We start from the raw sequence: 13,720 nt of genomic DNA, 5'->3' as shown, positions 1-13,720 counted from the left end.
TATCGGAAAAGGAATCCACACGTGATGCAGACCCCGCGGGGGCGACCGTCAGTGCCAGCCCGACGCGTTCGACGGGCACCCTTTAGGGGCTGCGAATTATTCGGATTGGATTATGTTTCGTTCTCAAGGGGCTTGCGCCCTTGGTTAGGAACAGTTGCCCGTAGGGGCGGCTCGGAGGAGCGCTCGATCGCCGATTCGAGAGCAGAGCCTCCTCCTCGGCCTCGGCGCTCCGTATGATATGGCCCTGACGAACTTCCCCGGTGTGGACCATGCTTGCATGGCGGGCCACGGCGAGAAGACGGCACCTACGACACCCACCTTCGCGGAGTACCGCCGGATGACGTGTGACTCAGAGAGAAGTCGAAGCCGACCCCGTTCTCGGCTTGGACTGACGCTTGGAACGTGGCTTTTGGGTCTCCTGTCACCGGCCCTGGCCTTGGCGCAAACGCCGCCGGGTCAAGGTAATCCGCTTCAGTCGGGCAAGGCCGACGACGGGAAGGCCTTGTTCTCGCGAGAGAATCTGGTCGCCTGGTGCATCGTCCCGTTTGATTCCAAGAAGCGCGGGCCCGAAGAGCGGGCGGCGATGCTCGAGCGGCTTGGGTTCAAGCGGTTCGCCTACGACTGGCGGGCCGAGCATATTCCGACGTTCGACGCGGAGATCGAGGCCCTCAAAAAGCATGGTGTGGCGCTCGATGCGTTCTGGGTGGCGCCCGGGGAGCTGAATCACGAGTCGAAGCTCATTCTCGACGTGCTCAAGCGCCACAAGATCAAGGTGCAGCTCTGGGTGCTCCTGGACTTCGGGGCCGACAAGGTCTCGGGGGCCGAGCAGGACCGGCGGGTCGAGGCGGCCGTGGCGAAGCTCCGGCCCCTCGCCGAGGCGGCCCAGGCGATTGGGTGCACGCTGGCGCTCTACAACCACGGCGGTTGGTTCGGCGAGCCCGAAAATCAGCTGGCGATCATCGACCGGCTCAAGCGGGACGGCGTGACCAACGTCGGGATCGTCTACAACTTGCACCACGGGCACGCTCACGTGGCGCGGTTCCGGGAGCTTCTCGCCTTGATGAAACCCCACTTGCTGGGGTTGAACCTCAACGGCATGGGCCCCGAGGGGGATGCGAACGGGCGAAAAATTCTGCCGCTCGGTCAGGGAGCCTTCGACCTCGACCTGCTTCGGACGATCCGCGATAGCGGCTACGGCGGCCCGATCGGGATCCTCGGCCATACCCAGGACGACGCCGAGGAACGGCTCAAAGACAACCTCGACGGTCTCGACTGGCTTCTGCCCCAACTCGAAGGGAAGCCGGCCGGCCCGCGGCCGACTCCGCGCACGCCGGTCCCGGGCCTGCCGCCGCAACCGAAGGTCTCGGACGCGGACCGGCGGACCATGGACACGCTCATCGCCGAGTCGCGCGCGCAGGGCGATCCCAGGCGGGGGGCCGAGGTGTTCGCCGCCGCGCAGTTCGGCTGCCTCTCGTGCCACAAGGTCGGCGAGCAAGGGGGAGCGATCGGCCCTGAGCTGACGAAAGCGGGGGTCTGCCTGACCCCCGAGCAGATCGTCGAGTCGGTGCTCTGGCCCAAGCGCCAGGTCAAGGATGGATACAACGCAACCGTCGTGGCGACCACCCAGGGCACCCTGATCCAAGGGTACATCCAGTTCGATACCGAGCGCGAGCTTGGCCTCCGCGAGGCGACCTCGGGGAAGACGCTTCGCCTGGCGAAGACCGACGTCGAGGGGATGAAGGAGCAGGGGACCCTCATGCCCGAGGGTTTGGCCGAAGCGATGACCACCCGTCAGCGCCTCGACCTGGTCTGCTTCTTGATGACGCTCGGCCTGCCCGGCGATGCCAAGGCCACCGCAATCCTCAAACAGTCGCACGCTCCTGCAAAATTTACTTATGAGAAAGGGCCTATCGCACCTGAGCTCTGGCCCAACCGGGACCACGCCGTGAACCGGGATCGGATCTATGACTTCTACGCGAAGGAAGCCGAATCCTTCGCGAAGCAGCCGGAAATCCCGCCGCTCTTGCCGGCGTTTCCGGGCCTCGACGGTGGCCGCGACGGCCACTGGGGGAACCAGAACGACGACACCTGGATCGACGGCCGCTGGAACAAGACCGACCTGGGGTCGGTGCTCAGCGGGGTCTTTCGAGGGGCGGGGGTGACGGTCCCCAAGGGGGTCTGCGTCCGCCTGGGCGAGCGCGGGGAGTTGGCAGCCTGCTTCAATCCTCAGACGCTCAACTATGAAGCGGTCTGGCAGGGGGGCTTCGTGACGATCTCGCCCCGCCGCCACGGCCTGCTTGAAGGGCTGACCCTGGAGGGAACACCGCTCGAGCGTCCTGCCGGCAAGAAGCCTGACGAACCGTTCGTCTACCATGGGTTCTACCGCCATGGGAAGCGGGTCGTCTTCTCGTATCGCGTCGGTGACGTGGAGCTGCTCGACGCCCCCTGGGTCGAGGAGGGCCGGTTCTCCCGCGTCGTGGCGCCGGCCGCCACGCATCCGTTGGCCGCGCTGGTGCGCGGCGGGCCGCCGCAGTGGCGGCAAGTGCTCGAGACCAAGGGGGCGCGAGGGGAGACCCGGCCCTATGCCGTCGACACGATCGAGGTGCCGTTCAAGAATCCGTGGAATGCCTTGATGTTCTTCGGCGACCACGACTTCCTCGCCGATGGTACGGCCTTCCTCTGCACGATGACCGGCGACGTCTGGCGCGTCGATGGGATCGACGGTTCGCTCGCTTCGGTCCGCTGGCGACGCGTCGCCTCGGGGCTCCACCATGCCCTTGGCCTCGTGATCGCCGAGGACCAGATCTACGTCCTCGGCCGCGACCAGATCACCCGGCTGCACGACCTCAATCACGACGGTGAAATCGATTTTTATGAGTGCGTGAGCAATGCTTATGAAACCTCGGCGGCTGGCCACGACTTCATCGCCGGCCTTCAGCGCGACCCGGCCGGCCGATTCTACACGGCGTCGGGCAACCAGGGCCTGATCCGGGTCGACCCCAACGGCAAAGACGTCGCGGTGCTGGCGACCGGCTTCCGCAACCCCGACGGCCTTGGCCTTTCCCCCGAAGGGGTGCTCACCGTGCCCTGCTCGGAAGGGGACTGGACCCCGGCCTCGATGATCTGCGAGATTCGCCCCGGTGGTTTCTACGGCTATGGCGGCCCCAAAGGGGGACTCCCGCCCGACTTGCCGCTGGTCTACATGCCTCGTGGCCTGGACAACTCGAGCGGCGGCCAGGTCACCGTTCCCGACGACCGCTGGGGACCGCTCAAAGGGCAGATGATCCACCTGTCGCATGGGTCCGGCACCCATTTCCTCCTGCTTCGCGACCAGGTCGACGGCCAGCCCCAAGGCGCTGCTGTCCCGCTCCCCGGCGACTTCCTCTCGGGCGTCCATCGCGCCCGGTTCAACCCCAAGGATGGTCAGCTCTATCTCTCCGGCATGACCGGTTGGGGCACGTACACGCCGGCCGACGGCTCATTTCAGCGGGTTCGCTACACCGGCGATCCGGTCCAGTTGCCGGTCGAGCTCCATGCCCGCGAGAACGGAATGCTCGTCACCTTTTCCTCGCCCGTCGATCGAGCGGTGGTTGAGTCGCCGGAGAACCGGTTCGCCCAGGCGTGGAACTATCGCTACGGGCCGGGCTATGGCTCACAAGAATTCTCACCCCATCACCCGAGCATGCCTGGACACGATGCGCTGACGATCCGCTCGGTCACGCTCCTTGAGGATGGACGATCCCTCTTCCTCGAGATCCCCGACTTGCAGCCCGTGAATCAGCTTCACCTGCACCTTCGAGTCGATGCGTCGCGGCCGGTCGACCTGTTCGCCACGGTCCACAAGCTTGGGACTCCGTTCACGGGCATCCCCGGCTATCGTCCGGTTTCGAAGGTCATCGCGGCCCACCCGATCCTGAGCGACCTCGCGCTCGCGACCCACGCGAAGCCGAACCCGTGGGGCAGGAAGAACCCGAATGCGCGACCGATCGTTCTCGAGGCGGGGAAGAATCTGACGTTCGTTCCCGCGTCGTTCGAGGTTCAGGCGGGCGAAATGGTTCAATTGACGTTCAAAAACCCGGATGTGGTTCCCCATAACTGGGCCTTGATCCGGCCGGACTCGCTGCCTCGGATCGGCGAGCTGGTCAACAAGATCATCGCCGAGCCCGACGCGGTCGCACGCCACTACATTCCCAAGTCGGACGACGTCCTGGTTTATGCTGATATGGTCGCTCCCCAGGATCAGTTCATCATCTCGTTCCAAGCCCCGGCCGAGAAAGGGCGCTATCCGTACGTCTGCACGTTTCCCGGCCACTGGATGGTGATGAATGGGGTTATGATTGTAAAGTGAGGCAATAAGCGACACTGTAGCAAGGAGACCGGGTTGATGGATCTGGGTGGCCCGGACAACTTGCTTGTCCGGGTCGCGAAGCGACAAGAGGCTTTGGGTTTGGCCCGGCCCGAGCGAAAGTCGCGGCCGACCGGACGCCTCTTGCGGCTTCGCCGCCCGGACAAGCAAGTTGTCCGGGCCACTCGGCCACTGGATGGTGATGCATGGGGTCATGTTTGTAAAATGATACCGCGGACGAACGTGGTATGTCGATCCGAGACGAGACCTACCGTCGGCGCAAGCCTCTCGCTTGGGGGGCGGACGATGCGTTATACTCCGGGGTGCCGCTGGCCAAGCCCTGGCGGTCGCATGAGGCGGCATCCCCAACCCCACCCACCTTTTTTTGCGTAAACGGTTGCTAACCATGCACTGTACGCCCCCTTCGCCGATTTTCACCGAAAATCGGCGCAACCGGCTTTCTGCGAGCGGTCTTGCTGCCAGCCTGGGTGCCACGGGTCCCCGTCGGCGTCAGGTGCCGTCGGCTGCGTTCGTCCTGGCTATGGTGTTCGTACACGTGTCCGGGGGAGGAGCGTTGGCTGGCGACCCGCCGGCCCGGCCGATCGACTTCAACCGGGAGATCCGGCCGATCCTGTCGAACGCTTGCTTCACGTGCCACGGGCCGGATGCCGCCAAGCGGAAGGGGGTCACGAAGCCACTCCGCCTCGACAACGAGGCCGGGGCGTTCGCCGACCTCGGGGGGTATGCGGCCATCGTTCGAGGCGATCCCGCCGAGAGCGAGCTGATTCAGCGGATCCTCTCCGACGACCCGATCGAGAAGATGCCGCCGCCGCAGCACGGCAAAACGCTCGCACCGAAAGAAATCGAACTGCTGAACGAATGGGTCCGGCAAGGTGCCCCCTATGCCAAGCACTGGTCGTACGCCAAGCCGGTCAGGCCGCCGCTGCCCAAGGTGAATGACACCGCCTGGCCGAGGAACGCGGTCGACGACTTCATTCTCGCTCGCCTGGAACGCGAAAAGCTCAAGCCCAGGGCCGAGGCCGACCGGTTCACCCTGATCCGCCGGCTGAGCCTTGACCTGACCGGGCTACCGCCGACTCTTGAAGAAGTCAACGCATTCGTTAATGACACAAGCCCTGACGCCTACGACCAGCTCGTTACCCGCTTGCTCGATCGGCAGACCTACGGCGAGCACTGGGCCCGGATGTGGCTCGACCTGGCCCGCTACGCCGACTCGGCTGGCTATGCCGACGACCCGCCGCGGATGATCTGGGCCTATCGCGACTACGTCATTCGGTCGCTCAACGCGAATAAGCCGTTCGACCGATTCACGATCGAACAGCTCGCGGGCGACCTCCTGCCGAACCCGACCGAAGAGCAGCTCATCGCGACCGCCTTCCACCGCAACACGCTGACCAACAACGAAGGCGGGACCAACGACGAGGAGTTCCGCAACGTCGCCGTCGTCGACCGGGTCAATACGACGATGGCCGTCTGGATGGGGACGACGATCGCCTGCGCCCAGTGTCACGACCATAAATATGATCCACTCACCCAAGAAGAATACTTCAAGCTCTTCGCGTTTTTTAACAACACCCAGGACCGCGACCTCAAGGACGAGAGTCCGCTGATCTCGTTCTTCACCGACGACCAAAAACAGCGCAAGGCGACCTTGGAACGCGAAATCATCGCCCTCAAGCAGACGCTCGACACACCGACTCCCGAACTGCTCGCCAGCCAGCAACGGTGGGAAGATGCGTTCCCGACCGAGCTGCGCTGGAAGCCGCTCCGGCCCGCTGGCATGAAGCCGCGAAGCGCGGCCAAGCTTTCCCTGCTCGACGATCAATCGGTCCTGGTGGAATCGGCCGGGGCGAACACCGACGTTTATACGTTGAAGCTGGCCGCGGACGGGGGACGACTCAGTGCGCTGAGGCTCGAGACCTTGCCGCACGAGACGCTTCCTGACCGTGGGCCCGGGCATGCGCCGGGGGGGAACTTCATGATCTCCCGGGTCCTGGCGTCGGTCACGCCGCCCGGGGACGGCAAGCCGGCCGGCCGGTTCGTGCGGGTCGAAAACCCGGGGCCAGAGAAGATCCTTTCGCTGGCCGAAGTGCAAATCTTCCGCGGCTCGGAAAACGTGGCGTCGCGGGGCGAGGCCACGCAGAGCAGCACCGGATTCGAGGGCCCGCCCCGGTTGGCGATCGACGGCAACACCAACGGTGACTACACCGAGGGCAAGTCGACGACTCATACCGAGGTCTCGAACAGTCCCTGGTGGGAGCTGGACCTGAAGCAGACGCAACCGGTCGACCGGATCGCGATTTGGAACCGGACGGATCACGGCTTGCACACGCGACTCAGTGGTGCTCGGGTCAGCTTACTCGACGAGAAGCGGGAACCGGTCTGGACGCAGGTGGTGGAGACGGCCCCACAGCCGAGTGCGGAGTTCTCGCTCAGCAAAGCCAGAGACATCACCTTCGTGGCGGCTCTCAGCGATGATCCGGAGACCTCGGCGACCGCGGCCGATGTTTTGAACAACCAGAAGGTGGCCACTCAAGGCTGGGGACCGGGGGGAACGGCCGGGCATCCCCGCGCCTTGACGCTCCTGACTGCGGCCCCACTCGCGATTGAGCCCGGTTCGACGCTGACCGTTACCATTGAACAGGTCTCCAAGCGAGCGAAGCACACGCTCGGCCGGTTCCGGCTCCTGGTCTCCGACGACGAACGCGCGGGGGAACTCGCGCGGACGCCAGAGAATGTGCTGGCCGTTCTGAGGACACCACGAGCAGACCGCACTGACGCTCAGCGCCAAGACCTGGCCCGGCACTACCGGGCCCTGGTCGCGCCCGAGTTGAAGGTCCCGCGCGAGCGGCTCGCGGCGGTCGAGAAAGAGCACGCCGCGATCAAGCCCGAAACGAGCGTGCCGGTCCAGCGCGAGCTCGCCAAGGCGGACCGCCGCAAGACGAAGCTTCAGCGGCGTGGCAACTATCTCGACCAGGGGCAAGAGATCGTCGAAGGGGTTCCCGCCACGTTCCCGCCGCTCCCGGAGGGGGTGCCGGTCGACCGGCTGGCGCTGGCACGCTGGTTGGTGGCCGAGGAAAACCCGATGACGGCCCGGGTGATCGCCAATCGCTGCTGGGAGCAAATCTTTGGGGCCGGTCTGGTCCTGACGAGTGAAGAGTTCGGCTCGCAAGGGGAGCCACCGACCCATCCCGAGCTGCTCGACTGGCTGGCGGTCGAGCTGGTTCGCGGTGGCTGGGACTTGAAGGGGTTCATCAAGCTGCTGGTGACCTCGGCGGCCTATCGGCAAGACTCGCGGGTCGACCCCGAGTTGCTCGACCGCGACCCGGAGAACCAGCTCCTTTCGCGCGGGCCTCGGTTCCGGCTCTCGGCCGAGATGATCCGCGACCAGTCGCTGGCGGTGAGCGGCCTACTCAGTCCCAAGATGTATGGACCGCCGGTCAAGCCGCCGCAGCCGTCGTCGGGTCTGGCCGCCGCGTTCGGCGGAGGGATCGACTGGACGACCAGCCCGGGGGCCGACAAGTATCGTCGCGGGCTTTACACGACCTGGAGACGCTCCAACCCCTATCCTTCGATGGCGACCTTCGACGCCCCCAATCGCGAGGTCTGCATCGTGCGGCGGATGCGGACGAACACGCCGCTCCAGGCACTCGTCACCCTGAACGATCCGGTCTACATCGAGGCGGCCCAGGCCCTGGCGCGGCGGATCGCCGCGCGGGGCGGGACGGCCGCCGAGAAGGTTCAGTTTGGGTTCCAGCTCTGCCTGTCCCGGCCCCCGACGGATGCCGAAGTCGAGCGTTTGGTCCGGCTCTATGAAACCACACGTGCGCCGTTCACCAAGGATCTCAAGCGGGCCAATGACCTCGCCGCCAACCCGCTCGGGCCGGTGCCGGCCGGCTCCGACGTCGCGGAGCTGGCTGCCTGGACGGTCGTCGGTAACGTGCTTTTGAACCTGGATGAAATGCTCATGAAACGTTAAATGGATTGGGATGCTCCTCGCCGCTCTCGTCGTTTCGCGTTCCAGGACAATTCTCACTCTGAGCCGCCTTGGGGGAACGTTTGATGGATCCTCGACTCGAACGACTCCAGCACATCACGCGCCGGCACTTCTTCAAGGAGAGCCAGGTGGGCCTGGGCGCGATCGGGCTGTCGTCACTGCTGGCCGGCGATGCGCCGGGGGCGAGTGTGGCATCCAAGGTTGTGGATCCCCTGGCTCCGCGGCTGCCGCACTTCGCGCCCAAGGCGAAGCGGGTGATCTACCTCCACCTGACCGGGTCGCCGCCGCACCTCGACCTGTTCGACTACAAGCCTGAGTTGGCCAAGCGGGACGGGCAAGATTGCCCCGACACGTTCTTGAAGGGGAAGATGTTCGCGTTCACCTCGGGAACGCCCAAATTGCTGGGGACCCGACGCAAATTTGCCCAGTACGGCGACGGGGGAGTCTGGATGTCGGACGCCATCCCGCACCTCCAGACGGTGGCCGACGACGTCTGCGTGATCCGGTCGATGAATACCGACCAGTTCAACCATGCGCCCGCGGAGTTGCTGCTCTATACCGGTTCCCCGCGCTCGGGTCGCCCTTCGCTCGGAGCCTGGACGACCTACGGGCTCGGGACGGAGAACGAGAACCTCCCCGGATATGTCGTCTTGATCTCGAGTGGAGTTCAGCCTAACGGCGGGAATAGCTCGTTCGGCAGCGGTTTTCTCCCCTCGGTATTCCAGGGGGTGCAGTGCCGCTCGAAGGGGGATCCGGTCCTCTATGCCTCCGACCCCTCGGGGATGGATCGCACGCTCCGGCGGGAGAGTCTCGATGCGCTCCGAGACCTCAACGAGATCCAGGCGAAGGAGCTGGGGCATCCTGAGACGCTCACGCGGATCGCGCAATATGAGCTCGCGTTTCGGATGCAGACGTCGGTGCCTGAGGTGATGGACATTGGTCGCGAACCGCAATGGATGCTCGATGCGTACGGGGCCAAGCCGGGGGCGTCGAGCTTTGCCAACAACTGTCTGCTGGCCCGTCGCCTGGTCGAGCAGGGGGTTCGGTACGTCCAGCTCTTCGACTGGGGCTGGGATTTCCACGGCACGAGCGCTGACCAGGATATCGTCGGCGGCCTCACGAATAAGTGTGCCACGATGGATCGGCCGGTCGCGGCCTTGATCAATGACCTGAAATCACGTGGCCTTCTGGACGAGACCCTGATCATCTGGGGCGGCGAGTTTGGCCGGACCCCGTTCCGCGAGGGGCGCACCGCCACCAGCTCCCTGCTGGGGCGCGACCACTTCCCCGACTGCTTCTCAATGATGATGGCCGGCGCCGGCGTGAAGCCAGGGTTCATGTATGGCGAGTCGGACGAGCTTGGGTTCAGCGTCGCTCGCGACAAGGTTCATATCCACGACCTCCAGGCCACGATCCTCCACCTGCTCGGGTTCGACCATGAGCGTCTGACGTATCGCTTCCAGGGACGTGACTATCGGCTGACCGACGTGCATGGGCATGTGGTCAAAGATGTCCTGGTGTAAGGAGTCTGCTTGCTTGTTGGTGCCGTTGAGCCCTGGCGTTCGGTGCTTGAATGGCAATGGTCGCGGTCTTCCCCAGGGTGTCACGGGTTGAGTCCAACTTGTGGCACCCGAGGCAAGTCAATCCCTCCCCCCCACCCCTTGGTAGATGAATCGTATTTGCACGCATGAGGGTGTGTTTCACGACCTCGTTTGGTTCATTGGAGAGATCGAGTGCCTTTCTTCCCACAGCGATGTTCACGGGGCGTATCGTCCCTGGTCTTCATGATGGTCGCCGGCTTTGCCGCCCACGGATCGCCATCCCGGGGGGCCGACAAGTCGGACCGTGAATTCACCCAGAAGCCTGAGGTCGCTCCGTCCCAGGTCCGGGGCCAGGCCAAGGAAGCGCCCAAGCTGAACCCGGCGCCGGACAAGCTGAAGCAAGGCCCGGCGCCGACCTGGATCTGGGGGGCGAAAGCCGACTCCCGCTATTTCCTGCGGAAGGAGTTCGCCGGCGATGCGAAAACAGCCTGGCTCAAAGCGACTTGCGACAACAGCATGGTGCTCTTCCTCAACGGGAAAAAGCTCGCCCAGAGTGGGGAATGGGAGACGCCGGTCGAGCTGGAAGTTCACGACCTGCTGCGCCCGGGCCTGAACGAGATCGTCGCTCAGGTCGACAACGAAGGCGGGTCGGCCGGGTTTGTGTTCAAGCTTGCCCTGACCATGCCCGATGGAAGCACGCGCTACGTCGTCTCCGACGCGAGCTGGACCGCGGCCGACCGCCGCAGCGCCAAGACCGGGGAGGCGGTCCAGACCCATGGAACGATGGGCGTGGGCCCTTGGAATGACGTCTTCTCCAAGCCGTCCGGCCTCGCGTCGACGACCCGCGACGTGTTTGAGCTCTTGCCCGGGTTCCAGGCCGAGCGGCTCTTCACGGTCCCGCGCGATACGCTGGGCTCGTGGGTTTCGATCACCGTCGACAACAAGGGACGGCTCATCACCAGCGACCAGGGAGACAAGGGACTCTGCCGGATCACTCCTGCTCCCATCGGCAGCGATCAGCCCACGAGGGTCGAGCGGCTCGACGTCAAGATCAGTGGAGCGCACGGCCTCCTCTACGCGTTCGATAGCCTTTATCTCTCGGTCAACGACGGGCCGAAGAGCGGCCTCTATCGGGCCCGGGACACGGACAGCGACGACCAGTTCGACCAGGTGGTGAAGCTGGCCGAGATCCTGGGCGCGGGGGAGCACGGGCCGCACGGCTTGCGGCTCTCGCACGACGGCAAGTCGATCCTGATCGTCTGCGGCAACCATACCAAGCTCCCCGCGAACGTCCACGAAGGGGGCGTGCCTCACGACTGGAGTGAGGATCACTTGCTCCCTCGTCAATGGGACGCCAACGGCCACGCGCGGGGGATCCTCGCTCCGGGCGGGTACATCGCCAAGACCGACCCCGACGGCAAGAGCTTCGAGATTCTCAGCAGCGGCTGTCGCAACGCCTATGACTTCGACCTCAACCAGGAAGGGGAACTCTTCGCCTACGACTCGGACATGGAGTGGGATATCGGCATGCCTTGGTATCGCCCCACCCGGGTGGTCCACGCGACCGACGGCAGCGAATTCGGCTGGCGGAGCGGGACCGGCAAGTGGCCGGTGAGCTACCTCGACAGCCTCCCTCCCATGATCAACATCGGCCCCGGCTCGCCGGTCGGCGTCACGTTTGGCTACGGCGCCAAGTTCCCGGCCAAGTACCAGAAGGCGCTCTACATCCTCGACTGGACCTTCGGCACGATCCGGGCGCTTCACCTCGAGCCAGACGGTGCGAGCTACCAGGCCAAGTCGGAGGAATTCGTCTCCCGCACCCCACTGCCGCTGACCGACGCGACGATCGGACCCGACGGCGCCTTTTACTTCACGGTCGGCGGGCGCGGGACCCAGTCGGAACTCTTCCGCGTCTCGTACGTCGGCAACGAGCCGACCAACCGGTCCGACGCCCCCGACCCTCGGTTCGCGGAGTTGCGGACCCTGAGGCGGAGCCTCGAGCAGTACCACCACCGCGCGGCCGAACCGGCCAAGGCCGTGGCGTACATCCTCCCTTATCTCGGACATGCCGATCGCTTCATCCGGTTCGCCGCGCGGATCGCGCTGGAACATCAAGACGTGACGCTCTGGCAGAAGCAGGTGCTGGCCGAGCGGTCGCCCGAAGCGTTGATGACGGGAATTGTCGGTCTGGCTCGCAAGGGCGACAAGGCGCACCAGCCCGATCTGATCAAGGCGCTCGCTCGGCTCAATTTCAATGCGCTCGACGAGGCGAAGCAGCTCGACCTGCTACGGACCTGGTCCCTGGTCTTCATCCGAATGGGTGAGCCCAGTCCCGAGTTGGCCTCCCGATTGGCGAAACAGTTCGACAGCGTCTTCCCGGGCAAGTCCGAGCTGCTGAACCGCGAGCTGGCCAACATGCTCGTCTACCTCAAGTCGCCGACGATTGCCGCCAAGTTGATTGCCCTGATGAAGCAAGAGCGGGGAGCGGAGACGACCGAGTCCGCCGACCTGCTCGCACGCAACCCCGGCTACGGCGGAACGATCGCGCGGATGCAGGCCAATCGGCCCGATGCGCAAAAGATTCACTATGCGTTTGCGCTCCGGAATCTGCGTGAAGGATGGACGCTCGACGAGCGGAAGTTCTACTTCCAGTGGCTCGAGACCGCGCGCAAGTGGAGCGGAGGCGCGAGCTATCAGGGGTTCATCAATAATATTGATAAGGACGCATTCGAGAACGCGTCCGAGTCCGAGCGTCTGGCCGTGGAAGCCGCGGGGGCCCGCAAGCCGTTCCGCCTCAAGGAGCTTCCCAAGCCCAAGGGCCCCGGCCAGCATTGGGACCTCAACGCGGTGCTCGGGTTGAGCCCGGCCCGCCTCTCCGGCCGTAACTTCGCGCAAGGGCAGAAGATGTTTTCCGCGGCCCGCTGCGTCCTCTGCCACCGGTTCGGCGGCGAAGGGGGCGCCACCGGCCCTGACCTGACCCAGGCCGCCGGCCGATTCAGTCTCAAGGACCTGACCGAGGCGATCGTCGAGCCGAGCAAGGTGATTTCGGACCAGTATCGCGCCACGGTGATTGCCACCAACGCGGGCAAGGTTCACACGGGCCGGATCGTCAGCGAGTCGGACAAGTCGTACACGATGGTCGTCGACCCCGAAGATCCGACCAAGGTCGTTGAGATTCCCAAAGCCGACGTGGAGGAACAGGCCCCCTCGAAGGCTTCGCTGATGCCCGACAAACTGCTCGACACGCTCAGCCCCAACGAGGTGCTCGACCTGCTGGCCTATCTCCTCTCGCGCGGCGAGGCCAACGACCCGATGTTCCGGAAGTAAGCGGGCCCGCTCTCTGCCTCTCCAAGGCCGATTCGGTGGTGGGCTGTGCCCACCATCGCGATTCTTTGTGCCAAAAAGACGCGGATCTTAACCACGAATCACACGAATGACACGAATGAATTTAAATTTAAAAAACAATTGCAATTAACGATTGTTTTTTGAGTGATTCGTGTCATTCGTTTGATTCGTGGTTAAAATTCTTTGTTTTCTCTTGGTTAGTTTGATCCATTTGAGTGAATTCGGTTGCCAATTGCTGTCGATTCTATAGAATCGTGGGGGTGTTCTGCAGAATCTGGTTGCGTTGGATCGCTGGTTTCGCTACGATTTAAGAGGGACGGGTTCGTTTCGAGGTCGCGGGTGCGCGCTGGAATCGAGGGGCCTGTTCCGTTTCATTGAGTCGAGTGACGTCCGGAACCTGATGCCTGCCCACCGATACGGATGTGGGGTTCGCGAGGATCGGCTCAAGATCCTTGTTTCTTACCTTCCGCG

The 13,720-nt window shown here is 64.3% G+C and carries 4 protein-coding genes; all 4 read left to right on the top strand.

Annotation, left to right across the window (positions count from 1 at the left end; translation table 11 throughout):
• Positions 1-409 precede the first annotated feature (409 nt).
• The 4 genes from BUS42_RS15150 to BUS42_RS15135 all read left to right on the top strand — a co-directional run bounded on the left by BUS42_RS15150 (position 410) and on the right by BUS42_RS15135 (position 13,231).
• Positions 410-4,348, top strand: coding sequence for a DUF6797 domain-containing protein (locus BUS42_RS15150; RefSeq protein ID WP_254053529.1), 3,939 nt, complete (start codon positions 410-412; stop codon positions 4,346-4,348).
• 571 nt (positions 4,349-4,919) lie between these two features.
• A complete protein-coding gene (locus tag BUS42_RS15145) occupies positions 4,920-8,345 on the top strand; it encodes a DUF1553 domain-containing protein (RefSeq protein ID WP_254053528.1) in 3,426 nt (1,141 codons plus the stop codon).
• Between the two features lie 83 nt (positions 8,346-8,428).
• Positions 8,429-9,886, top strand: a complete 1,458-nt coding sequence (locus BUS42_RS15140; RefSeq protein ID WP_074307625.1) for a DUF1501 domain-containing protein — start codon at positions 8,429-8,431, stop codon at positions 9,884-9,886.
• 210 nt (positions 9,887-10,096) lie between these two features.
• On the top strand, positions 10,097-13,231 hold the full coding sequence (locus tag BUS42_RS15135; RefSeq protein ID WP_074307624.1) for a c-type cytochrome: 3,135 nt from the start codon (positions 10,097-10,099) through the stop codon (positions 13,229-13,231).
• The last annotated feature ends 489 nt before the right edge of the window (positions 13,232-13,720 follow it).

It is taken from the genome of Singulisphaera sp. GP187, assembly GCF_900129635.1.
Lineage (GTDB): Bacteria > Planctomycetota > Planctomycetia > Isosphaerales > Isosphaeraceae > Singulisphaera.
This window is presented reverse-complemented; position numbering and strand designations above follow the sequence as displayed.